Source organism: Roseateles sp. GW823-FHT07B05, from assembly GCF_058794515.1.
Map to the genome: position 1 here is coordinate 537,103 of NZ_JBXAGX010000002.1, position 24,182 is coordinate 561,284.

At 68.2% G+C, this 24,182-nt stretch carries 17 protein-coding genes; 7 read left to right on the plus strand and 10 right to left on the minus strand.

Annotated features, from left to right (window positions below; genetic code table 11):
- Nucleotide 1: 1 nt before the first annotated feature.
- From prsT to AC1Q7O_RS06680, 7 genes are all read right to left on the minus strand, one after another.
- A complete protein-coding gene (prsT, locus tag AC1Q7O_RS06650) occupies nt 2–2,773 on the minus strand; it encodes an XrtA/PEP-CTERM system TPR-repeat protein PrsT (protein WP_492660057.1) in 2,772 nt (923 codons plus the stop codon).
- A gap of 96 nt (nt 2,774–2,869) precedes the next feature.
- A complete protein-coding gene (prsR, locus tag AC1Q7O_RS06655; RefSeq protein ID WP_492660056.1) occupies nt 2,870–4,231 on the minus strand; it encodes a PEP-CTERM-box response regulator transcription factor in 1,362 nt (453 codons plus the stop codon).
- Entirely contained in the window at nt 4,228–6,360 is a 2,133-nt protein-coding gene (gene prsK / locus AC1Q7O_RS06660; RefSeq protein WP_492660055.1) for an XrtA/PEP-CTERM system histidine kinase PrsK, read from the minus strand. Before prsK ends, prsR begins: the two co-directional genes overlap by 4 nt.
- 67 nt (nt 6,361–6,427) lie before the next feature.
- Nucleotides 6,428–7,810: a TIGR03013 family XrtA/PEP-CTERM system glycosyltransferase gene (locus AC1Q7O_RS06665; RefSeq protein WP_492660054.1), complete on the minus strand. Its 1,383-nt coding sequence runs from the start codon at nt 7,808–7,810 to the stop codon at nt 6,428–6,430.
- A 668-nt stretch (nt 7,811–8,478) separates the two neighbouring features.
- Nucleotides 8,479–9,621 (minus strand): branched-chain amino acid ABC transporter substrate-binding protein, encoded by a 1,143-nt coding sequence (locus AC1Q7O_RS06670; RefSeq protein WP_492660053.1) that lies wholly within the window; start codon nt 9,619–9,621, stop codon nt 8,479–8,481.
- A gap of 125 nt (nt 9,622–9,746) precedes the next feature.
- A complete protein-coding gene (locus tag AC1Q7O_RS06675) occupies nt 9,747–10,169 on the minus strand; it encodes a DNA polymerase III subunit chi (RefSeq protein ID WP_492660052.1) in 423 nt (140 codons plus the stop codon).
- A 2-nt stretch (nt 10,170–10,171) separates the two neighbouring features.
- On the minus strand, nt 10,172–11,635 hold the full coding sequence (locus AC1Q7O_RS06680; RefSeq protein WP_492660051.1) for a leucyl aminopeptidase: 1,464 nt from the start codon (nt 11,633–11,635) through the stop codon (nt 10,172–10,174).
- 30 nt (nt 11,636–11,665) lie between these two features.
- Here AC1Q7O_RS06680 and lptF point away from each other — a divergent pair, with 30 nt between their 5' ends.
- The 4 genes from lptF to AC1Q7O_RS06700 all read left to right on the plus strand — a co-directional run bounded on the left by lptF (nt 11,666) and on the right by AC1Q7O_RS06700 (nt 15,364).
- Nucleotides 11,666–12,763, plus strand: coding sequence for an LPS export ABC transporter permease LptF (gene lptF / locus AC1Q7O_RS06685; protein ID WP_492660050.1), 1,098 nt, complete (start codon nt 11,666–11,668; stop codon nt 12,761–12,763).
- Nucleotides 12,760–13,890: an LPS export ABC transporter permease LptG gene (gene lptG / locus AC1Q7O_RS06690; protein ID WP_492660049.1), complete on the plus strand. Its 1,131-nt coding sequence runs from the start codon at nt 12,760–12,762 to the stop codon at nt 13,888–13,890. The genes lptF and lptG overlap by 4 nt, the downstream gene beginning before the upstream one ends.
- An 81-nt stretch (nt 13,891–13,971) precedes the next feature.
- A complete protein-coding gene (locus AC1Q7O_RS06695) occupies nt 13,972–14,340 on the plus strand; it encodes a sirohydrochlorin chelatase (protein WP_492660048.1) in 369 nt (122 codons plus the stop codon).
- A gap of 79 nt (nt 14,341–14,419) precedes the next feature.
- Entirely contained in the window at nt 14,420–15,364 is a 945-nt protein-coding gene (locus tag AC1Q7O_RS06700; RefSeq protein ID WP_492660047.1) for a CysB family HTH-type transcriptional regulator, read from the plus strand.
- A gap of 8 nt (nt 15,365–15,372) precedes the next feature.
- Here the strand turns inward: AC1Q7O_RS06700 and AC1Q7O_RS06705 are convergent, their stop codons facing one another.
- The gene (locus tag AC1Q7O_RS06705; RefSeq protein WP_492660046.1) at nt 15,373–17,079 is read right to left on the minus strand and encodes a type IV pilus assembly protein FimV; all 1,707 of its coding nucleotides are present in this window, start codon (nt 17,077–17,079) and stop codon (nt 15,373–15,375) included.
- A 94-nt stretch (nt 17,080–17,173) separates the two neighbouring features.
- On the opposite strand from AC1Q7O_RS06705, the gene AC1Q7O_RS06710 reads away from it, so the two are divergent.
- Both AC1Q7O_RS06710 and AC1Q7O_RS06715 read left to right on the plus strand, forming a co-directional pair.
- The gene (locus AC1Q7O_RS06710) at nt 17,174–17,878 is read left to right on the plus strand and encodes a Crp/Fnr family transcriptional regulator (RefSeq protein ID WP_492660045.1); all 705 of its coding nucleotides are present in this window, start codon (nt 17,174–17,176) and stop codon (nt 17,876–17,878) included.
- Between the two features lie 62 nt (nt 17,879–17,940).
- Entirely contained in the window at nt 17,941–19,014 is a 1,074-nt protein-coding gene (locus tag AC1Q7O_RS06715) for a phosphotransferase (protein ID WP_492660044.1), read from the plus strand.
- Between the two features lie 245 nt (nt 19,015–19,259).
- Here AC1Q7O_RS06715 and AC1Q7O_RS06720 read toward each other — a convergent pair whose 3' ends face one another.
- On the minus strand, nt 19,260–19,997 hold the full coding sequence (locus AC1Q7O_RS06720; protein ID WP_492660043.1) for a hypothetical protein: 738 nt from the start codon (nt 19,995–19,997) through the stop codon (nt 19,260–19,262).
- Between the two features lie 72 nt (nt 19,998–20,069).
- On the opposite strand from AC1Q7O_RS06720, the gene AC1Q7O_RS06725 reads away from it, so the two are divergent.
- Complete coding sequence (locus AC1Q7O_RS06725) at nt 20,070–20,762, plus strand: glutathione S-transferase C-terminal domain-containing protein (protein ID WP_492660042.1); 693 nt, start codon at nt 20,070–20,072, stop codon at nt 20,760–20,762.
- Nucleotides 20,763–20,774: 12 nt separating this feature from the next.
- Here AC1Q7O_RS06725 and AC1Q7O_RS06730 read toward each other — a convergent pair whose 3' ends face one another.
- Nucleotides 20,775–24,149: a phage tail protein gene (locus tag AC1Q7O_RS06730; protein WP_492660041.1), complete on the minus strand. Its 3,375-nt coding sequence runs from the start codon at nt 24,147–24,149 to the stop codon at nt 20,775–20,777.
- Nucleotides 24,150–24,182: the final 33 nt, after the last annotated feature.

A 24,182-nucleotide genomic window follows, 5' to 3' on the forward strand; every position in this document is an offset into this window, starting at 1 on the left:
GTCACAGCTCCGAAAGCAGCTTCGACACCTCGGCCTGCTGTGCGAACTGGAAGCCCAGTTCGGCCAGCTTGGACAACTCTTCGCGCGCGGCCGCCTTGTTGCCTGCGTCGATGTACAGACGCGCCAAATGCAGGCGCTGCGCCGGCGTATGAGACGTCAGCGCGACAGCACGCCGCTGAATCTCGATCGCCTTGTTGAGCTTGCCTTCGCTGGCGTAGATTTCCGCCAGCGTATCCAGGTAGGCGGGCTCGTTGGGCATCAGCGCAGTGGCCTTCTCCGCATACTGCAGCGCACCCGGTTTCTTCAACTGCAGCGTCACCCAGCCCAGGTTGTTGAGGGCCTGCGCATGATCTGGCCGGATCTTCACGACCGCCTGGTAGTGCTTCTCTGCCAAGTCGTAGTCCTGGGCGCGCGAGGCTGCATTGCCCAGGTAGAACAACATCATCGTGTCGCTGGGATTCTTGGCCAACCAGTCATCCTGGAGCTTCTTCGCCTCGGCGGCCTTGCCCGCCGACAGCAGCGTCTTGTGCAGCTTGATGGCCAGTTCCGGCGCGCCGGACCTGGCCAGACCGGCCTGGTAGCTGGTGATGGCTGCCGCCCAGTTCTTCTGGGTGCTTTCAACATCACCCTCGAGCATCGCGCCGACGGCTTCGTTCGGCCGCTGCTTCTGAACCAGCTTGGCCAAGCTGCGCCCCTCGGCATAGTTCTTGGATTCCAGATGCATGGAGGCCAAGGCCAGTTGGGCGGGCAGGTAGTCCTCCTGGATGTTCAGCGCCTTCTTGAGATGCTGTACCGCCGAAGCCTTGTCTTTCCTGCCCAGGTACAGCTCGGCCAGCCGCAGCATCGGCTCGGGCGAGCCCGGCTGCATGGCTGCCACCTTGTTGAACGCACTCACGGCCTGGTTGAAATCGCCCGCGCCCATCTGCGCCCGGCCGAGTGCAGTCCACACTTCGGCGCGGTCCGGCAGCGCTGCGGCGGCATCCTGCGCCACCGCCAATGCAGCCTTCGGTTCGTTGCGCTCCAGCTCCAGCTTCACCAGCGCCACGCGCGGCTGGACTTCCTGCGGCAGGCGCTTGATGAGCTTCTTCAGCAGTTCTGCACGGTCGGCAACCGGTGTCCCGCGCTGCTCCTCCAGCGCCAGCACCGCCATGTTGGCGGCGATGTTGTCAGGCTGCAGTGCCAGCAGCGCCTTGTATCGCCCGATCGCCGACTCGATGTTGCCCTCGCTGCGATCCAGCGCGGCCAGGCTGGCCACGGCCGGCAGGTAGACCGGGTCGTTGGCCACGGCCGCTTCGAAGGCCTTGCGGGCCGCCGGCGAGTGCCCCAGCCGGAGTTCGATGACGCCACGCAGGTTGGGCGCCATGGGCTCCTTGGGCGTCTTCTTCTGCAGCACATCGACGGCTGCCAGCGCCTGGTCGAGCCGGTTCCGCTGCAGATACGTGGTGACCAGCAGCATGTCAGGCAGCGTGAAATCCGGGCTCTCGGCTGAGATGCGTTTCAGCTCCGCCAGCCCCTGCTCGACGTTGCCCTTGCCAACCTGCGCGTAGGCCATGGCGGTCTGGCTGCGCTTGTCTCCGGGGTTGAGCTTGAGCGCTTCGCGCAGATAGCCCGATGCGCGCTCGGCATCGCCCTGCTGCAGCGCGACTTCCGCCGCGATGCCCAGGGCATCGAGCTTGGAGCCGGGATCGTCGAGCAAGGGCTGGAGCGTGTGCAGCGCCTTGGCGCGATCCCCACCGCGGGCATAGGTGCGCGCCAGCAGCAAACGGATGCCTGGAATGAACGAGGCTTCGGACAGTGCCTTGGACAGGTGCGCCTCCGCCTGCCGCAGGTTGTTGCGCCTGAACTCGATGGCACCGGCCATGTGGAGCACGTTGATGTCGTTGGGGGTGACCTTGAGCACCTCCTGGATGTTCTCCGTCGCGGCCTTCAGATCCCCCTTCTCAAGCGCCAGCGCGGCCGTGAAGCGGCGCGCCACCAGCACATCGGGCTTGACCTTCTTGAGCGCCTCCAGCTCCTTCTCCGCGGCGGCCAGATCCTTCTTGAGCAGCAATTGCGTCAACAAGCCGGTGTGCGCGGCAACGCTGGTGTTGTCGAGCTCCAGGGACTTGCGAAAAGCGGTGACGGCCTCGTCGCGCTGGCCGCCGTAGTTCAGCAGGTCACCCTTGATCTGCCAGCCCTCGGCACTGCGGGGCGACTTGGCCAGCACTTCGTCGATGGCAGCGAGCGCGGCTGCCAGGTTCTGGAAGCTGGCGAGAAAACGCACCCGGGCGAACTCCGCCCGCAGGTTGCCAGGCTCTGCCGCGAGCGCGGCGGCAATGCGCTCTTGCGCCTCCTTGCCCTTGCCCAGCGATGCATAGGCGCTGGCGACGGAAATCTGCAGGTCCGCCTTGTCTGACGGGGCCTCAAGCTGGGTCGTGGCGAACTCGGCGATGACCTTGTCGAACTGCCCCAGGCCCACCATGGCCCGAGCCATCTTCGGCGCGAGCGCCGCGGGCGAGTAGCCGAGCTCCTTCGCCTTGCTGAGCTCGATCAGGGCGTCGCGCATGTTGCCGCCGGCAATCAGGGCGCTGCCCAGCAGGAAGCGGGCTTCCGCGAGCGAAGGCTCCTTCTGCAGCACGCCCTTGAGCTCGATGACGGCGGCCTTGTCGTCCCCCTTGGCCAACGACGCCTTCGCCGCGGCGATGGACTTCTCGGGCGCCTGCCCGCCGCAAGCCGTCAGGGCCAGTGCGACGGCAATGCTGGTCAGGCTGTATCGGCAAGTGGTCGTGATCAAGCTGTTTCCTCTCCCTGCGCCATCGACGGTCTTCACGCTCCCGATCAGGAACGGCGACGACGGCTGGTGTGTTCTAGATGCATGCTGACCGTCCCGTCAGGACTTTATCTGCAAGCGGTTCATCATGTCGTAGAGCGTCGGGCGGCTGATACCAAGCAGTTCAGCAGCCCTGACGATGTTGCCGTCGGTACGCGCCAACGCCGTGATGAGCGCCTGGCGTTCGGCGGCCTCGCGCACCGTGCGCAGATCAAGTATGGGCTCATCCTGTGCGGCCGCGCTCTGCCGCAGCCCCAGGTCGGCGGCCGTGATGCGGTCATCATCCGCCATGATGACCGCGCGCTTGAGCATGTTCTGCAGTTCACGCACGTTCCCCGGCCAGCGGTGCACCTCCAGCGCACGCACGGCGTCGTCGGCAAGCGTCGGGACAGGCCGCCGCATCTCGGTCGCGAAGCGCCGCGCGAAGGCGTGGGCCAGCAGCACCGGGTCGCCCACACGGTCGCGCAGCGGCGGGATCTCGACGACGATCTCGGCGAGGCGGTAGTACAAGTCCTCGCGGAACCGGCCGTCAGCGATGCGCGCCGTCAGGTCCTGGTGGGTGGCGCCCACGACGCGCACGTCGATGGGAATCTCCTGGCGCCCGCCAACGCGCTCGATGACCCGCTCCTGCAGGAAACGCAGCAGCTTGGCCTGCAGCGGCATCGGCAGGTCACCGATCTCATCCAGCATCAGGGTGCCGCCGTTGGCCGTCTCGATCTTGCCAAGCGTCGACTTGGTGGCGCCGGTGAACGCGCCCCGCTCGTAGCCGAACAACTCGCTCTCGAGCAGCGTCTCGGGAATGGCAGCGCAGTTGATGGCGACAAAGCGCCCCTTGCGCTTGGACGCGTCATGCAGCCCCTGCGCCAGCACCTCCTTGCCCGTACCGCTTTCGCCCAGCAGCAACACGGTGGCGTCGCTGGGCGCCACCTTTTCGATCATGCGCGAGACACGCTGCATGCCAGGGTCGCGCGTGACCAACCCGGCGAGCACATCGCTGCCCTGCTGCATCTGCAGGCGGCGGTTCTCCTGCTGCAACTCGTACAGCCGGTAGGCGCGCTCGACGGTCAGGCTCAGCACGTCAGGGTCGACCGGCTTCGCCAGGAAGTCGTAGGCGCCGGTGCGGATGGCGCGCAGCGCGTTGGCCTGGTCGTTCTGCCCGGTCAGGACGATGACCTTGACGCTGGCATCGAGCTCCAGCAGCTTCTCCAGGCATTTGAAGCCCTCGGATACCGAATCGCGATCCGGCGGCAGACCCAGGTCCATCGTGACGACGGCGGGGCTGTGCCGCCGGAACTGCAGCACCGCGCTGGCCACATCGTCGGCGGTGACGGACTCGAAACGGTCCAGCGACCACTTCAACTGCTTCTGCAGCGCAAGATCGTCCTCGACGATCAGCAACGGCGCGTGGCGGGGCGAACTCATCGCAACTCCATGGACGCCAGCGGCGCCTCGTCCTGCGCGTGGAACAACGGCAGCAACAGGGTCACGGAGGTACCCCGATTCAGTTCACTCTGCACGCTGATCTTGCCTCCCAGTTCCTGCACGTATTGATAGCTTTCGTGGGCGCCAATACCCATGCCGCTGGCCTTGGTGGTCTGGAACGGCTTGAAGAGTCGATTCTGTATGAATTCCTCCGTCATGCCGCAGCCTGTGTCGGTGACACAGACCCTCGCCTGACTGCCATGCGCATCGAGCGTCAGGCGCACCTGCCCACCGGCCGGCGTCGCGTCGAACGCGTTCTGCACCACATGGCCCACCACGCGCTCGACGCGCTCGACATGCCCTCGCGTGCTGACGCCGGGCTGCAACTCCAGCTCAAGCACCCTGCCCTTGCCGGCCGCAGCTGCCGCAAGACGCCGGGCGATCTGCTCCAGGTCGACGCCGCTGGTCACGCCGTGCGGCCTGTCACCCTGGCGCAGTTGCAGCATCAGCTGCCGCATCTTCTCCAGCGAGTTCTCGACCGTGTCCAGCATGTCCTGCTGGAACTCCGGGTTGTCGCGCAGCCGCTTGGCGTTCTTCATCATCAGCGACAGCTGGGTCACGATGTTCTTCAGGTCATGCACGACGAAGGCGGACATGCGATTGAACGCGTCGAACTTGCGCGACTCCAGCAGCGCCTCCATGGCCTGGGCATGCGCGAGGTAGCCCGACGCCTGGCTGGCCGCGGTGCGCAGCAGGTCGCGCACCTCCCAGTTCAGCTCAACGACCGCACGCGGCTTGCCCAGCACCACGAAGCCGATCAGCGACTCACGCACCAGCAGCGGCACCACCAGCCAACAGCGCGGCTCCTCGTTGAGCCATGACGGCAGGTCCAGCCCGGGGTAAGCCTCGCGGCGTTCGCGCCACTCCTGCACATCGATGATCCACGCGCGGTCCCGCCAGAACGTGGCGAGCGATCCATCGCGCGACTCGCCGCCCGCCTGGGCCGGCAGGTTCCAGCGGGCCGCCTGGACGAACTCCGCATCGGCCGAGCGCTGCAGCCACAGCATGCCGCTCGGGCTCTCGACCAAATTGGCCAGCGCGCGCACGACCGTCTCGGCGGTGTGCTGCGGCTCGACGCTGCTCGCGAGCAGCCGCGTGAAGCGCAGCCACTCCTCACGGTAGTCGTAGCGATAGCTGAAGAAGTTCTTGCTGATGTAGACGCGCAAACGCGATCGCATCGAGCCCGACGCCACGAGCAACGCCAATGCGACCAAGGCGACGAACACCAGGGCCACCGACAGTGCCCGCCCCCATTGGCCGCCGGTGTAGCGCACGTAGTAGCCCACACCGGCCACCACCAACAGATAGGCCCCTACCAGCAGCAGCGCGGCCGAATGGAACACCGCCATGCGCGACACATGCAGCTTGCCACGCCAGTCGCCATGGCGACGCGAGGCCACATACAGCAAGGGCACGGCGGCCGCATGCACCAGCGAGCGAACGCTGACGGCATCGCCATCAAAACGCTGGAACAGCGCCGCCTGCGAACCGATGAAGAGGTCGAAGACGAAGATGCCGCCCAGCCCGAGGCAGAAGGGCTTGGTGTTCCAGCGTGCATCGGCCCCGACATTGCGCAGCATCTGCTCGACAAGCACCAAGCCGAAGACGGCCAGCCCCAGCGCGCCGAACGCCTGCAGACGCGCCAGCGCCTCGGCCCCCAGGATCAACGCCAGCTGAGCCAGCAATATCAGCACGGCGACCGGCCGCATCCAGCGCAGCCCCTCGCCGTCCGCAGGCCGCAGCAGCTTCAGCAGGAAGGCATACCAAAGCCCGAAGCGCAGCAGGTCGAGGCTGGGCACGAGCCAGGTGGGCAAGCGGTCCGACCAATGCCTGAAGGCGTCCACCAGCGCCGAGCCGGACCACACCGCGCTCGCCACGAGGGCAGCAAGGAAGGTCAGGGCAAGCCCGCTGACCGGCAGGCTTCCACGCAGCAGTCGCAACGCGAAATACAGCGCCAGCAGCCCATAGGCCGCACAGCAGATCGCATCACCCAGGCTACCCAGGGAAGCCAGCGGAGCAAGCGCTTCGATCAGGTCGTTAGGGGCAGCAGCGAGGTCGGCGCGAGGCATGCGAGATTCAAGCACGCCTCGCGGGCGGCCAGCACCGTGGCCGACGCCGAGGCAAGGGGGTAAGCCGTCAGCGGGCGCCCTTGCCCGTGAGCACCACCGCCACCGTCTCCAGCATGATCAGCAGGTCCAGGAACAGCGAGTGGTTCTTGACGTAGTAAAGGTCGTACTGCAGCTTCTCGACCGAATCCTCGATCGTCGAACCGTACTCGTAGCGCACCTGGGCCCAGCCTGTCACGCCCGGCTTCACGCTGTGGCGAACGGCGTAGTACGGGATCTTGCTGACCAGCTCGTCGACGAAGAACTGGCGCTCCGGACGCGGGCCAACCATGCTCATCTCGCCCCACAGCACGTTGAAGAGCTGCGGCAGCTCGTCGATGCGCACCTTGCGGATGAAGCGCCCCACGCGGGTCACGCGGTCGTCGTTCTTGCTGGCCCAGCGCGGCTTGCCGTCCTTCTCGGCATCGGTGCGCATGCTGCGGAACTTGATGACCTTGAACGGCACGCCGTTCAGGCCCACGCGCTCCTGGCGGTACAGCACCGGGCCGCGCGACTCGATGCGGATGGCCAGCGCGGTGACCAGCATGACCGGCCAGGCCACCACCAGGATCAGCGCGGCAAAGATGACGTCGCAGACCCGCTTGATCGCGGCCCGCACCATGCCCTGGCTGAAGCCGTCGCCGAACACCAGCCAGCCGGCGTTGACGTGCTTGATGTTGATCTGGGCCAACGTCTTCTCGAAATGCGTCGCGATGTCGACCACGCGCACGCCGGACAGCTTGCAGTCGAGCAACTGGCGCAGCGGCATGCTGCCGCCACGGCGCTCGCTCAGGGCCACGACGATCTCGTCGACGTTGTGGCGCAGCGCCGCCTCGGTCAGGTTGGCGCCGTCATTGATGATCTCGCCCTGCGGCACTTCGTGCTGCTCTTCGTTCGGGCCGGCGTAGTAGCCGACGATCTGCGCGTGCGGGTCCGACGCACGCAGCGTGTTGCCCACTGCCCGGGCGGCCGGGCCGGTACCGAAGATCAGGATGCGACTGCGCATGCGCGCCTGCGTGCTGGAGTGCGCGGCGTACACACGATGCACCATCACGGCCGCCACGGCGGCCATCGCCACCAGCGTCAGCAGATCGCGGTGGCTGGTGTTCGAAGGCACCAGGCTGAAGATGGCGTAGGCCAGCGGCAGACCGAACAGCAGCCCGAACAGCGCACGCGCGCAGGACTCGGTCACGGAGCGGTTGTGCACGTGTTGGTAGAAGCCCGTCGCCGAATTGATCACGAACATGCAACCGGCCAGCGACAGCCCATGAGATGCGGCAAAGGGCAGCACCGTCTGGGCAGCCTCGCCCTGGCTCAGCACGACGGCGATAACTGCAAAAACGATCAGACCGAGATCGAAGAAGACCTGGAGCAGGGTCTGCTTGTGCAGGTAATGGTTGAATATTCGAATCATCTACATCCCCGATCAGTTCTGCTGGGCGCCTTCTGCGTCTGCCATACGGTCCGCGAAATTCGAAATTCTCGATATTCCATTCACCTCGGCGCGAAAGTGCCTGCGGCACTCGCCCGCCTGCCGCCCCGGAGGCTGTCAGGACGGGTCCAGTCGACACCGGCCTGACGCCGCAAAGACGTGGCCCACCCAGCCTCGATCGCGCCGGCATCATGCCTCTGGCCTCAGGGCTTGAAAGCCCCCCGTTTGGAGGGTGGTTGCCCCCTGAATCCGGCTCCCCCGGCAGCGACCGCGCCGCGGCCTCCGGGAGACCATTTCGCGGCCGCCGGCAGTAGACCGCAAAGCCGGCGACAGCACCATGAAAGGCCGGCGCACTGGCCGGCAAAGCGTGCGAAACGCACAGCCATCACATTGAAATCTGGCGAAACCTCGCTTTCAACCCACACCGGCTCCGCGGCCGTCGGAAATCAACCTGGGACATGAATATTTCCGACGCATATGGAAAATCTGCAGCACATGATTTTTTTCACCCAATCTGTCGCAGCGGGCGTGGATTTGTCGTCCCGGCCGGGGCGCAGTTTGACAAACCATCTCCCAACGAAAAAACCCGCCGGAAGGCGGGTTTCGGTGATGCACCCGCGTCGCGCGGGTGCGACGTCGGCAACGCTGGATCAGCGCACGACGGCGATCTGCTCGCGCGCGCCACCCTTGTAGGTGTAGAGCGTCAGCGCGCCGTTCTTGATGTCGCCCTTGGGGTCGAAGGCGATGACGCCGGTCACGCCCTTGAAGCCGGAGGTCTTGGCCAGCTCGGGCAGGTACTTGGCGGGTTCGGCCGACTTGGCGCGGACCATGGCGTCAACCATCACGTTGACGGCGTCATAGACGTAGGGGGCGTAGATCTGCACGTCGGCGTTGAACTTGGCCTTGAACTTGGCACGGAAGTCGTCCATCGACTTCTTGGCTTCGCCCTCGACGCCACCGGCTTCGGCGCAGACCACCTGGCCGTCACCCATGGTGCCGGCGGCCAGCTTGGGCAGTTCGCCCGTGCAGATGCCGTCGCCGCCCATGAACTTGGCTTCGATGCCCAACTGCTTCATCTGGCGCAGCATCGGGCCGGCCACGGCGTCCATGCCGCCGAAGAAGACGACGTCGGGCTTCTTGGCCTTGAACGTGGTCAGGATGGTCATGAAGTCCACGGCCTTGTCGTTCGTGTACTCATGGCCCACCACCTGGGCGCCGGCCTTCTTGGCGGCCATCTCGAATTCCTTGGCGACACCCTGGCCGTAGGCGGTGCGGTCGTCGATGACGGCGACCTTCTTGGCCTTCAGCGTGGTGACGGCGTAGCGGCCCAGCGTGCCACCGAGCTGACCGTCGTTGGCGACGACGCGGAAGGTGTTCTTCAGGCCGCGGCTGGTGAATTCCACGGCGGTGGCCGACGGGCTGATCTGCGGAATGCCGGCGTCGCTGTAGATCTTGGAGGCCGGGATGGAGGTGCCGGAGTTCAGGTGACCGACCACGCCGTTGACCTTGGAGTCCACCAGCTTGGAGGCCGCGGCGGTGCCCTGCTTCGGATCGGCGCCGTCGTCTTCAGCCAGCAGTTCGAACTTGGCCTTCTTGCCGCCGATGGTCACGCCCTTGGCGTTCAGTTCCTCGATGGCCAGGCGCGCACCCAGCTCGTTGTCCTTGCCCAGATGCGCGATGGCGCCGCTGGTGGGGCCCACGTGGCCGATCTTGACGACCAGCTCCTGAGACATCGCGACGCCGCTCAGCAGTGCGGCCACTGCGCCCACCAACACATTCACTTTGACTTGCATGGATCAACTCCGGTTTGGAAGAGGGAGAGAAAAGGAGAAAGACCAGAACTGTTGAGTTTTCAACGAATTGAACATATCCCAAATCCGAAAGCCCCCTCATCGGGGAAAGCGTGGACCCGGGACGGTCAACCTGCCGCTGAAAAATGGTCCAGCTTGGCACCGGCCTGCTGGTAGACGCGATAACGCGCCCGACCCGCCTGGACGACATCGGCATCGCGCCCGATGACCTCCAGCACGCGCTCGAAATCGATCGCGTCGGCGGGCATCGTGTCGGCGAGATTCAGCAGCAGTCCGCGATGCGGCAGCCGGCTTGCATCATCCACCAGCAGCACCTCGCCGGAGACCACAGGCGTGGCTCCGTCCCAACGCCTGTGCGCGATGAACTCCGTCGGCTCGAAGCTCCACAGCAACTCGTCGAGACGCGCGGCCTGGGCCGCCGGCACGCACACGCCGACCGGCTTGCCCGACGCGAGGGCGCGACGGATGAGCCGGCAGGCGAAATGCAGCGGCTCGGCGGCGTCGCTGTAGAAGCTGACCTGGACCGGCACGCTTACTTGGCGTGGCCCAGCACGAAGTGCGTCAGCAGCCCGACGGGCCGGCCGGTGGCACCCTTGGCGGCGCCGCCCTTCCAGGCCGTGCCGGCGATGTCCAGGTGGCCCCAGCGGTACTTGCCGGCGAAGCGCTGCAGGAACTTGGCCGCTGTGATGGAACCACCGGCGCGGCCGGCGATGTTGGGCACGTCGGCGAAGTTGCTCTTCAGGCCTTCGGCGTACTCGTCGTCCAGCGGCATGCGCCAGCACGGGTCCAGCGCAGTGTCGCCGGCTGCCGTCAGTGCGGCGGCCAGTTCGTCGTCGCTGGCGTACATGCCGCTGCGCACACCGCCCAGCGCGATGACGCAGGCGCCGGTCAGCGTCGCCACGTCGACGACGACAGCGGGCTTGAAGCGCTCGGCGTAGGTCAGCGCGTCGCAGAGGATCAGTCGGCCCTCGGCGTCGGTGTTCAGGATCTCGATGGTCTGGCCCGACATGGACGTGACGACGTCACCCGGCTTGACGGCGCGGCCGCTGGGCATGTTCTCGCAGGCCGCGACGATGACGACGAGGTTCAGCTTGGGCTTCAGTTCGGCCACCGCGCGCAGCGTGCCGATGACGCTGGCCGCGCCACCCATGTCGAACTTCATCTCGTCCATCTCGGCGCCCGGCTTCAGCGAGATGCCGCCGGTGTCGAACGTGATGCCCTTGCCGACCAGCACGACCGGCGCCACAGTCTTGGCCGCGCCTTCGTAGCGGGCGACGATGAAGCGCAGCGGCTCGTCAGAGCCCTGGGCCACGGCCAGAAAGCTGCCCATGCCCAGCTTCTCGACGGCCTTCTTGTCCAGCACCTCGACCTTGAAGCCGTGCGTCTTACCCAGCTCCTGCACGACCTGGCCCAGGTAGGTGGGCGTCGCGTAGTTGGCGGGGCGGTTGGCACATTCGCGCGCCAGGTCGATGCCGGCGGCCACGGCCTCGCCGCGCGTCAGGCCGGCCTTGGCCGCCTTCAGGTCGGCCTTGGGCACCAGCAGCGCCAGCTTGGCCAGCTTGGGCGCCGCAGGTGCGCTGGGCTTGGTGTGGCGGTAGACGTAGACGGCATCGGCGCCAGCTACGGCGGCCTGCTCGGCCAGCGCCTCGGTCAGGCCTGCGTCGAAGCCCGCGAAGGCAACGGCCGCGCTGGCCACGCCACGCGACTTGACCTGCGCCAGCGCCGCGGCCAGCGCGGCACGCGCGGCGGCCAGCGTCGTCTTGCCGCTGGCGGCCAGCACCAGGCGCGCGGCCTTGATGCCTTCGGCATGCGTCAGCACGACGGCCTGGCCGGCCTTGAGGGCGAAGTCACCGAGCTTGATCGCAGCCTGCGCCTGTTTGGCGACGGCGGCGTCCAGGCCTTGCGGCAGCGTGTCGCCACCGAGCACCACGATGAGAGCGTCGGCGCCTGCGGTGGCAAGCGCGTCCAGCTCAGTGGTTTGCACCTTGAAGTCCATAATGACCGGAAGTAGATAGAAGTGCGTTTGATGTTATTCGATTCGTCCACGCGGTCCGAGCTGGCCAAGAGCTTCGGCGTCACGCTGGTGGTCATCCTGACCATCATGCTGACGCTGACGCTGATCAAGACGCTGGGCCAGGCCGCCGGCGGCAACGTTGCGCCGCAGGACGTGGTGCTGCTGATGGGTTACACGACCATCGCCCACCTGGCCACCATCCTCACGCTGTCCATCTTCCTCGCCGTCGTGCTGACGCTGGGGCGCTTCTACCGCGAGTCGGAGATGACGATCTGGTTCGCCAGCGGCATCCCGCTGTCCAGCTTCGTGCGGCCGGTGCTGCGCATGGCCTGGCCGGTGCTGCTGGCCATCGTCGTGCTGGAGCTCGTCATCTGGCCCTGGGGCAATCAGAACAGCGCCGAGCTGCGCGACCGCTACCAGAAGCGCAGCGACCTGTCGCGCGTCGCGCCGGGGCAGTTCCAGAGCTCGCGCGACGGCAGCCGCGTGTTCTTCATCGAGCGCGATGGCGACAACGCCGCCACCGGCCGCAACGTCTTCATCCTGGCCAACCAGCATGAGCGCGAGTCCGTGACGACCGCGTCGCGCGGCCGGCTGCTGATGGAAGGCGACGACCGCTACCTAGTGCTGGACCACGGCCAGCGCAACGAGACGCAGCTCCAGACGGGCGAGAAGAGCCTGGCGCGCTTCGAGCAGTACAAGATCATGACCGACCCCCAAACGCTGGCCAACGCCAGCCAGCTACCCCCGAAGGCCACGGCCACGCTGGACCTGCTGCGCAACCCCACGCAGAAGAACCAGGGCGAGCTGGCCTGGCGCTTCGGCATGATCCTGGGCGGCTTCAACATGGCGCTGCTGGGCGTGGGCCTGTCGGCCGCCAACCCGCGCCGCGCCAGCAACTGGAACCTGCTGTTCGCACTGCTGGTGTTCGTCGTCTACTTCAACCTCATCAACCTGACCGTGTCCTGGGTCGGCAACGGCCGCGTTGCGCTGCCCAACGGGCTCGTGGCGCTGCACGGCGGCGCCCTCTTCCTCGCGCTGGCCATCATCTGGCTGCGCGACAACGGCAACCGCTTCTGCCTGCGCCGGCAAACCAAGGCGGCCGCAGCATGAGGACGGTCCGGCATCTGCTCTACAAGGACATCGTCGGCTCGGTCGTACTGGTCACGCTGGCCTTCCTGTCGCTGGTGTTCTTCATCGACTTCGTCGAGGAACTGGACCGCATGGCGCGCATCGGCGCAGGCGCCGGCAAGGCGGCGCTGATGGCGGCGATGGAGATCCCCGGCAACTTCTACGAGCTCTTCCCCATCGCCGTGCTGATCGGCGGCATCATCGCGCTGGCCCGCATGGCGCAGAGCAGCGAGTTCACCATCCTGCGCACCGGTGGCCTGGGCCCGGCGCGGGCGCTGGGCCTGCTGGCCGGGCTGGCCGCGGTGTTCGCGGTGCTCACCTTCGTCGTCGGCGACTACGTGGCGCCGCAGGTCGAGCGCAGCAGCGACGAACTGCGCGCGAGCTTCGGCCGCGACAACAGCCCCGCCAAGCGCGGCGCCTGGCTGAAGGACCACCGCACCATCGACGGCCAGGAGCGCAGCTACTCCGTGAAGGTGGGCCGCGTGGGGTCCGGCGGCGAGCTGGAGGACGTGCGCATCTTCGAGTTCGACCCCGAGGGCCGGCTGCTGTCCCGCACCGAGGCCGACAAGGTGGACGTCGATGGCCAGGGCCTGTGGCACCTGCAGGCCGTGAAGCGCACGACCTGGAACCCTGCTCCCGCGGGCGCGGCCAGCAAGGCCGTCGGCAACGTCGTCGTCACCGAACAGAAGCTCGACAAGCTGGACTGGCAGAGCTCGCTGCACGCCGGCGTCATCGCCGCGGCGGTGCTGCCGGCCATGTCCATGTCGACGCTGGAGCTGTACCGCTACACCGCCCATCTGTCGGCGCAGGAGCAGTCGGCCCAGGCGCACAACATCCAGTTCTGGCGCAAGGCGTTCTATCCGTTCGCCTGCTTCGTCATGGTGGCGCTGGCCCTGCCCTTCGCCTACCTGCACGGCCGCTCGGGCGGCATCAGCATCAAGGTGTTCGGCGGCATCATGCTGGGCATCAGCTTCGTGCTGCTGAACAACGTGGCGGGCCACGTCGGCCTGCTGAAGAACTGGACCCCCTGGGCCGTGGCGGCGACGCCCAGCCTGATCTACATGGGGCTGTCGATGGCCGCCTTCACCTGGCTTGTGAGATACCGCTGACGTCATGACGCTCCCACGCTCCCTTCATTCACTGCCCCCCGAGGGGGCTTCAGCGCCCTGCGGGCGGCCGCGCGTGCGCTGATGGACGGCCTGCTGCTCTTCGCCCACGGCGCCCGCGACCCGGCCTGGGCGCGGCCGTTCGAGATCGTCACCGAGCGCCTGCGCGCCGCACGGCCCGGCACGCCGCTCGTCATGGCCTATCTCGAATTCATGACACCGGACATGGAAGCCGCCGCCGCCCAGCTGGCCGCGGCCGGCTGCACGCGCGTGCACGTGATGCCGCTGTTCCTCGGCACCGGCGGCCATGTGCGCCGCGACGTGCCGTTGCTGCTGGAGCGCCTGCGCGAAGTGCATGGCGACGCCATCGAGTGGCAGCTGCATGCCCCGCTGGGCGACCAGGACGCCGTGCTGCAAGCCATCGCACAAGCCTGCCTCGCACCGCTCGAATGAACCGCCCTCACTCTCGCTCCGCTCACTGCCTCCCGAGGGGGCCACGTCGGCGACTCCGCAACGGCCGCGCGTCACTGACATGAACCTGCACCAATTCCGCTTCGTCCAGGAAGCCGCCCGCCGCAACCTCAACCTGACCGAGACGGCCAAGGCGCTGTTCACGTCGCAGCCCGGCGTGTCCAAGGCCATCCTGGAGCTGGAGGAGGAGCTGGGCGTCGACATCTTTTCGCGCCACGGCAAGCGGCTGCGCCGCATCACCGAGCCGGGCCAGCAGGTGCTGGCCTGCATCGAGATCATCCTGCGCGAGGTGGCCAACCTGAAGCGCATCGGCGAGGAGTACTCGCGCCAGGACAGCGGCACCTTCTCCATCGCCACCACGCACACGCAGGCGCGCTACGTGCTGCCCGCACCCGTGGCGCAGTTGCGCAAGCAGCTGCCGCAGCTGCGCGTCAGCCTGCACCAGGGCAGCCCCGACCAGGTCGCCCGCATGCTCATCGACGAGACCGCCGACCTGGGCCTCGCCACCGAGTCGCTGGCGCAGTACCCGGAGCTCGTCACGCTGCCCTGCTACGAGTGGCAGCACGTGATGGTGGTGCCGCGCGACCATCCGCTGGCCAACGTGGAGCGCGTGAACCTGGAGCAGCTGGCGGCCGAGCCGCTGGTGTCCTACCACCCCAGCTTCACCGGTCGCACCCGCATCGACAAGGCCTTCGCCGCGCGCCACCTGACGCCCAACGTCGTGCTGGAAGCCATCGACTCCGACGTCATCAAGACCTATGTGCGGCTGGGCATGGGCGTGGGCATCGTCGCCGAGATGGCGATGCGCGAGGAGCCGGCGAACAGCGAACTCGTCGCCCGGCCGCTGGGCACGCTGCTGGGCAGCAACGTGACGCGCGTCGCCTTCAAGCGTGGCGCCTACCTGCGCAACTACGTCTACAGCTTTGCCGAGCTGCTGTCGGAGCGGCTGTCGCGCCGGCTCATCGAGAAGGCGATGAGCGGCGAGGCCGACGACTTCGGCCTGTAGCCCGCCAACTACCCGTCGAAGCGGGAATCCAGCGGCAGCATGAGGTCCACCTCATCGCCGCGCAGGCCGGCCTCGAACAGGTCGCGGGACACGCTGTACAGCGTCAGCAGGTCACGGTAGGCCGGCAGGTCGAAATGCGGCGCGCCAGGGCCGGCGCCGCGGGCCAGCAGCTCGCGCAGCATCTGCATCGCGGCAGCCGCGTCGGACCACACCACCTGCAGGTGCGCAATGACGCTGGGGCTGGCATCCAGGCTGCGGCCGCGCGCCAGGCTCTGCGCCCACGCGGGCGCCAGCGTGCGGAAGCGCTGCTCGAACTGCCGCGCCAGCTCCGCGAACACTTCGGGGTCCCCGCGCTGCTGGCAGATCTCCATCAGCATCAGATAGGGCATGGCGCCGGCATTGCCGCGCGCCAGCCGCGTGGCGAGCAGGTCGGCGGCAGCCTCGTGCTGGCCCAGCAGCTGCAGGAAGTCCACCTGCTGCTGCAGGTCCAGCAACTCGTCGGCGACGCTCAGCTCCTGCGCCAGTGCCGGCGCCGCGGCGGGCTGCACCGGCAGCGGCTGCGTGGCCTGCATGGATGTGGGCTGCAGCTGCAGGGCCTGCGTCGCCTGCAGGGCCGGCGGCACGATGGGCGTCGGCGGCCAGGCCATGGGGCGAGGCTGGGGCCGCGTGGCCTGGTGCTGGCCTTCGTCCGGCAGCAAGGCGGCCGGCGCCAGCACGGGCGGCGCGATGCCAGGCGGCGGCGGGGGCGGCAGCGGGTCGGCGGCGCCCTCGGCGGCGTGCAGCGCGCGCCAGTAGGCGCGTTCGCGCCGGGCCCGCTCCTCGCGCCAGCGGCTGCCGTAGAACGCCGCGGCGCCGGCCAGCAGGCTCAGGCCCAGCGTGAGCAGCCAGGTCATGGGGTCGCGGTAAGGCGAGTTGCGCGCCGCCGATGCCGGCGCAGGCGTGGGGGCGGAAGCGAACGGCTCGGGCGCCGGCGACGGTGGCGGCGCTGACGCAGCCGCCTCGGCCTGCAGGCGGGCCTCCAGCTCGGCACGCAGCTGGGCCACGGTCTCCTCGAGCTGCGCGATCTGCGCCTCGAGTTCCGGCGGCAGATCGGCCTCGGGCGCGCTGGCCACGGGCGACGGGCGCTGCGGCGCCTGGCTGACCAGGATCTCCGGCCGCTCCAGCACCAGGCGCGGGCCGCCGGTCCTGGGCTTGGCCCGCACGCGCGGGCGCGGCGCCACCGGTGCAGGCGCGGGAACCGCCTCGGCGACGATGCGCGCCGTCTGCGGCGGCGGCGGTGCATAGACAGGTGGCGGCGGTGCGGGCACGGCGGCGGCACCAGCCGGCGGGTCGATGAAGGCGTTGAACTCGCGCGTCAGCCGCAGCGGGCAACCCAGCGCCAGCGTGATGCGCAGCGCCGGCTCGTCGATGCGCGCCAGGCTCTGCAGCCGGATGCGGCGCTCACCGGGCTCGCCCTCGACGCGCATCTGCAGCAGGCCCGCCGGCACACGGGCCTCGCCGGCCGAGACCTCGGCGCGCACACAGGCATCGGTCAATTGCTCGCCCTCGGCCAGCGTCAGCGGGATGCTGACGTCCAGCGGCTTGCCCAGCGCGGAGTGGACGACGGGCCGGCCCATGCCGAGCGCAGCAGCGCCCTGGGGCGACAGGCCCAGCAGCAAGGCCAAGGCGGGTGTGAGGGCACCCAGCAACGTCGGGCGCAGGGCCGTGATGGGCATTGACTGCGGGCGGGTCAGCGAGGCGGTTGAACGAGGGGGAAGGACAGGTCGGGTCACTCTAGCATGGGGTCGCCCGGGCACAATGCCACCCGACATGAACGCACTCAGCCTCACTCCCGCAGAACGCCAACAAATCGACCAGGGCGCCTGGTTCTCGAAGTTGTCCGAGCCCCTGCGCGCCGACATCCTGCAGCGCGCCTTCGTGCGCCGCCTGGCCGACGAGACCATGCTGTCGCACCGCGGCGAGCCGGCCGAGGAGTGGTCGGCGGTGGCCAAGGGCGCCGTGCGCGTCAGCTCGGTGTCGCTGGCCGGCAAGCAGATCTCGCTGACCTATGTCGAGCCCGGCACCTGGTTCGGCGACATCGCGCTGTTCGACGGCCTGCCACGCACGCACGATGCCTACGCGCACGGCGAGACCACGCTGCTGTGCGTGCGCAAGGCCGACTTTCACGCGCTGCTGAAGGCCCACTCCGAGCTGTACGACGCGCTGCTGCGGCTGAACTGCCGCCGCCTGCGGCTGATGTTCGACATGATCGAGGATCTCAACACCCGCCCGCTGGCCGCGCGGTTGGCCAAGCAGGTGTTGCTGCTGGCGCGCTCCTACGGCGTGCAGGAAGGCGAGGAGATCCGCATCGGCCTGCAGCTGGCGCAGGAAGACCTGGCCCAGCTGCTGGGCGCGTCGCGCCAGCGCGTCAACCAGGAATTGAAGGCCTTCGAGCGCGAAGGCGCCGTGCGCGTGGAGCCCACGCGGCTTGTCGTCCTGAGCCGCGACAAGCTGCTGGCCGCAGCGTCGCGCTGAAGACACGCGGGCCGGTGCCCTGCTCGCAGAATGGAAAGTTCACGTCTCGACGAACGACCCCCATGGAAGCATTCACCGGCACCCGTCCCCTTGCCCAGCCGCTGGACACGGCAGCGCTCGAAGCCTGGCTGGCTGCGCATGTCGACGGGTTCAAGGGGCCGCTCGCGATCGAGCAGTTCAAGGGCGGTCAGTCCAACCCGACCTACCTGCTGACGACACCGGCCGCGCAATACGTGATGCGCAGCAAGCCGGCGCCGGTGGCCAAGCTGCTGCCGTCGGCGCACGCCATCGAGCGCGAGTTCCAGGTCATGGGGGCCCTCGCCGGCACCGACGTGCCCGTGCCGGCGATGCGCGCGCTGTGCGAGGACGAATCGGTCATCGGTCGCGCGTTCTACGTCATGGAGTTCATGCCCGGCCGCGTGCTGTGGGACCAGAGCCTGCCCGGCATGGGCAACGCCGAGCGCGCCGCGCACTATGACGAGATGAACCGCGTCATCGCGGCGCTGCACCAGGTCGACTTCAAGGCCCGCGGGCTGGAGGCCTACGGCAAGCCAGGCAACTACTTCGAGCGCCAGATCGGCCGCTGGAGCAAGCAGTACCTGGCCTCGGTCACCGAGCCCAACCCGGCGATGGACGCGCTGCTGGCCTGGCTGCCGGCACACATCCCCGCGTCGGCGCGCGACGAGCGTGAGGTCGGCATCGTCCACGGCGACTACCGCATGGACAACGTCGTCTTCCACCCCACCGAGCCGCGCATCATCGCCGTGCTGGACTGGGAGCTGTCGACGCTGGGCCACCCGCTGGCGGACTTCAGCTACCACTGCATGAGCTGGCACATCCAGACCTCGGGCGCCGCGCGCGGCCTGGGCGGCGTGGACCTGGCCGCGTTGGGCATCCCTAGCGAGCGTGACTACGTGCAGCGCTACTGCGAACGCACCGGCCGCGCCGATGCGGGCGCCGTCATGGCGGACTGGAACTTCTACATGGCCTACAACATGTTCCGCATCGCGGCCATCGTGCAGGGCATCGCCAAGCGCGTCGTCGATGGCACGGCCTCCAGCGCGCAGGCGCGCGAGACGGCCAAGAGCGCCCGGCCTCTGTCGGAACTGGCCTGGAGCTTCGCGCAACGGGCTTGACCCCGCGCTGAGGCTGCGGGCCGAGCGCCGGGCTGCCCCCAAGCCGGCCCGCGTCGGGCGATGTGCTTGCGGCTCGATGCCGCAAGCATCGCCGTCCCCTCGGGGGCTGAGGCCGGACTCGACAAGTCCTGAGGACTTGTCGTGCCTGCCGAAGGGCAGCCGCCCTGTCGGCTGCGCGGTCTGCAAGACCGGCCAGTCTTGCCGCGTTCAGCGCGGCGAGACTGGACGAGGGGCATCAGCTGACATCAGTTGATATCACTGGGCCGCGTGGACGGCGTCCAAGCGATGGACGTCGTCGTGGGCCAGGCGCCGCTGTCGGACAGCTGGGCGTTCACGCGCAGCGCCTCGCGGGCGGCGGTCTCCAGCAGCCGCACCAAAGCCTGCACGCGCGGCAGGTCGGCCTCGGCCATCTCGGTGCGCAGGTAGAGGTTGCCGCGCATGCACATCAGCACGAAGGGATGGCCTTCGGGCAGAAGGTCCTGGCTGGCCTGGGCCAGCGCCTCGCCCAGTTCGCCGTCCACCCAGCCGCGTGCCAGGTCCTTGGTGACGCCCACGAAGCCGTAGCGCTGGCGGGCGATCTGCGAGGCGGCGTGGTTGAACTTGGGGAACATGACCAGCCAGCGCATCTCCTCCGGCGTGTCGGTGTCGACGCGGGTCTTGAGCGTGTCGGTGTAGGCCTCGAAGACGGCGCGCTCCAGGTTCTCCATCAGCGCGCGGCACAGCACCATCAGTTGCAGGTCGGGGTGCAGGCCCATCTCGCAGCGCATGCGCAGCTCGGTGCCGGGCAGGTAGCTGCGCTGCGACACGCCCCACTCAACGCGCAGCGGCCCCGGCTGGGCCTTGGGCTGCTCGATCAGAAAGCCCTGGCCGTCGCGGGTCTGGTTGAACTGGGCGCCACGCGCCTCGGCCCAGTCCTGGATCGCGCGCCAGCGCGCGGCGTTGGCGCGGGTCACGAGCCAGTGCTTGACTTGCTTTACCACCATGAGTCGTGAGGAAGTCTGAGAATGGGGCCGGCCGCTAGGGTCTGCCTAGAGCGCACTGGACGGAGGCGACGAATGATTGAAGTCTACTCATGGCCCACCCCCAACGGGCACAAGGTGCACATCATGCTGGAGGAATGTGGCCTTGCGTACCGGGTGCATCCCGTGGACATCGGCGCCGGCGAGCAGTTCGCGCCGGACTTCCTGGCGATCAGCCCCAACAACAAGATTCCCGCCATCACCGACCCGGATGGCCCCGACGGCCAGCCGATCTCGTTGTTCGAGAGCGGCGCCATCCTGCTGTACCTGGCCGGCAAGACCGGCCGGCTGCTGCCCGCCGACACGCGGGGCAAGTACGAGGTGCTGCAGTGGCTGATGTTCCAGATGGGCGGCGTCGGGCCCATGCTGGGCCAGGCGCACCACTTCCGCATCTACGCGCCCGAGAAGCTGCCCTACGCGATCGAGCGCTACACCCAGGAAGCCAAGCGGCTGTACGGCGTGCTCAACAAGCGGCTGGCGCACGCCACCTATGTCGGCGGGCCCGACTATTCCATCGCCGACATCGCCGTGTTTCCGTGGCTGCGCTCGTGGAAGAACCAGGGCGTGGAGATGGCCGACTACCCGCACCTGAAGGGCTGGTTCGACGAGATCGCCAAGCGGCCGGCCGTGCAGCGCGGCGTGGAGGTGCTGGCCGGTGCACGGCGGCCGCTGACCGATGACAAGGCGCGCGAGGTGCTGTTCGGGGAGCGGCAGTTGCGGCAGCACTGACCCGGTCGGCGCTCACGCGTCTGCCGGCCCTTTGAGGTGGCCTTTGGCGTCCCAGCTTGACTTCGCACGGGTCGTGAGTTCGGACTTCCAGCGCGTGTCCGGGTCGTGCCCGATGGCTGCCTGGACGCCTGACAGCCCTGCCGCGAGCAGGCCGTTCCATTGCGCGCGGAACAGGCCCATGGCCTTCTTGTTGAGCTTGTTGATCGCGGCCGCCGTCTTGGGGTCCGCCCCCAGCTTCTTGATCTGCGCGGTGCGCTGATCGGCCGTGGTGTGCCCACTGCCGGTGGACGTGCCCAGCATGCGCTGCTGCAGGCCGGCGAACAGCGCACTGCGGTTCACGTGGACGTTGGCCATGTCGACCGATGTGCTGCCGTCGGTCGCCTTGCCGGAGATCACCACGCCGGCGGGTGCGGCCTGGCCCGGCGCCACGCTCAACCCGCCCGAGGGCAGCGTGACCATGCCGGCGGACCGCGTGCTCACCTTGTCGGCAGCCGTCAGTGCTTTCGCCTCGGCGATCACGCTGGACAGCGGCGCGGACGCATGCGCCGTCTTGTGCGCCGGCGAGGTCAGCCAGATGCCCGCGAGGTCGGCACCACTGGACTTGAGCCCGCTCATGCAGGCGGCCCCATAGGTTCGCGCCGCATCGGCATGGGGCTTGGAGACGGCGCCATACGGCACCGCCACCGCTTCAAAGAACTCGCCGATGGACCCCAGCAGGATCTTCTGCGGCACATGGTGCGATTCGCCGGACACCTTGCCATTGGTCTTCTTCGCGTTCGCGGGCGGGTCGACCTTGTGGAGGCCCACCGCCCATTCCACGCCTTCGGGGCCGGCGAGTCCTTCCACCACGGGGCTGGCCGAGTAGAACCAGAACAGCTTCTTGCCCTTGCCCTTCAACCCGATGGTCTTGAAGACCGGGTGCTGGCGCTTCACCGCCTGCAGGTCTGCCGTCAACGCCTTCTCGTCGATGCCGCCGCCGGCGTACTTCGCCACGGCCGCATCGATGGCCACCTTGCCGGCGTCGATCTTCTTCTGCTTCTCCGGGTCGTTTCCGTTCTTGTTCCTGCCGAACAGCTTCTTGATGACGCCGACGATCTTGGCGATGACCTTGTCGATGGCGCCGTCCACCTTGGCCTGCACCTTGCGGATGAAGCCCTGGATCTTCGCCGTGATGCCCGACAGCCCCAGCAGCCGCGCGAGAAAACCGATGACGACGGGGATGGCCGAGGCCAGCGACTTCTCGATCCACGCGATCGCGCCGCCGATGGCGCCCGTCGCGATGGCGTGCACGGAATTGATGACCGCCTCCACCAGCGCCATGATCTGCTGCGCCTTCTCGATGACGAACATCACGACGTTGTAGATCGCGAGGATGGCCTGGATGATGGCGCCGGCCGGGTTGAACATGGACACCACCTTGGTGACGGCCTGCTTCACGACGGTCTCGATGAGCCAGTCCTGGATGGCGCCGATGACCATGTCCTTCAGGCTGGACAGGTCCGCCTGCACCTGCTCCCACAGCTTGGCCACGCCGCCGGTGAACAGCGCCTGCACGTACTCGGCCAGCTTCTCGATGACGGTCACCGCCGTCTCGCCGACGAGCTTGACGGCCTTGGCCCGCAGCTTGGGGTAGGTGATGCCCAGCACGTCCAGCACCAGCTTGAACACGGACATCGGGCTGAGGTCCGCCGGCAGCGCCACGCCCACCGCCGCCAGCGGCCCCATCAGCCATTTGAAGAAGCCGGCCTTCAGGTGCGCCCAGATGTTGCCGACGAACGCGTTGAAGCCCCCCTTCACGGCGGCGATCAGGTTGCCGAGGAAACCAATGGGGTCATCCAGGATGAGCTGGATGGTCTCGGCGCCCTTCTTCAGCAGCCCCAGCAGCTTGGCCTTGAACTCCATCAGCGCCTTGACCACCTCGCCCAGCTTTTCCAGGAAGCCGGCCACCAGGCCCTTGTTCTCCTCCTGCATCTGCTTCAAGGCCTCGTCGGCCTTGTCGAAGGCCTCCTTGTACTTCTGCGCCAGGCCCGCGGCGATCTCGTTCTTCTTGCTCTCGATGCTGTCTTCCAGCTCCTTGAAGCGGTCGCCCACCGCCGTCTCGGCCGCCTTGCCGGCGGCCTGCAGGCTGGCCGGCAGCGAGGCCACATAGGCCTTGATCTGCGCCTGCCCCGCCGCCACCTCGGCCTTGGCCTCCGCCAGGCGCCGCTCCACCAGCGCCGCGACGCGGTCGATCAGCGCGTCCATGGACTTGGTGAACAGCGCGCGGCCCTGCGTGTAGAACACGTTGACCTCTTCCGGCAGCCCCAGCGCCGCGTCGCGCAGCCAGCGCGCCAGGCCCACCAGCGGGATGCTCAGGTAGCGGCGCAACTTGTAGTCGAAGATCTTGTCGTCGACGAAGGCCTTCATCTGCGCGATGGCGGCGTCCACGCCGGGGTCGAAGATGGCCGACACCTCACCGTCCAGCCCGCCCAGCTTGGCCTCGACCTTGGCCTTGGTGCGCGCGTAGATGCCCTCGATGGTGGCGGCCACCTTGGCGCGCTCGGCCTCCTCCTTGGCCGCCTGCTGCTGCTGGCGGCTCAGCACCTTGGCATTGCCGCCGGACTTGCGGCCCGCCATCAGCAACGCGCCGGTGCGCGCCGCGCCGGCGGCCTGCGCGCCGGTCTTGGCCAGCACGGCGGCCTCCTTGGCGCGGAACTGGCCCGGCGCCTTGTCGGCCTGCGCGGCGACCTTGCCCTTGGCCTCGCCGACGGCCGAGAAGCGCGGGTCGTTGGCCTTGGACAGGCTCGCGGGCTTGACCTTCTCGTCCTTGAGCGCCTGGTCGGTGTCCTTCTTGGTCTCCTGCAGCGACACCTCCTGCGCCGAGGCCGGCGGCGGCATGGCCTGGTCGCCGGCGATGGGTGGCGCGCCGGGCGTGGCCTCGGCAGGCAGCGGCGTGGCCGTCTGCTCGGGCACGGCGCCGGGGTCCGGCGGCTTCTTGACGGCCTGGTCGGCCGGGCCGGTGGCGGCCTCCTTCTGCTGTGCGACACCGCCGCTGCCGGCCGCCTTCATCTCACCCTGCGCGCCGCCCTGCATGAAGTTCTCGGTCTCGCCCAGCGTCTTGGGCATGGCCTTGTCGATCTCGGCGCGCAGCAGGGCCTTGAACGAAGAAGGCTGGGGCTTGGGGGCGGGCGCCTCCTTCACGGCGTCCACCACCTTGGCCTTGGCGCCGGCCAGCCGCTCGTTGGCGGGCGGCCGGGTGGACTTGCTGGCCTGCCTGGCCTTGGTGGCGGGCGTGGGGTGCTGCTTGAGCTTGGCAGCACCGGCCTTGGCCTGGTCGGTGACGGCGATCAGGCGGGGGTCGCTCTTGGGCTTGGCGACGCGGGGGGCGAAGGTGCGGGGGGCGAGCATGTCAGCGGCCTAGCGGCGCCGACGAGTCGGCTT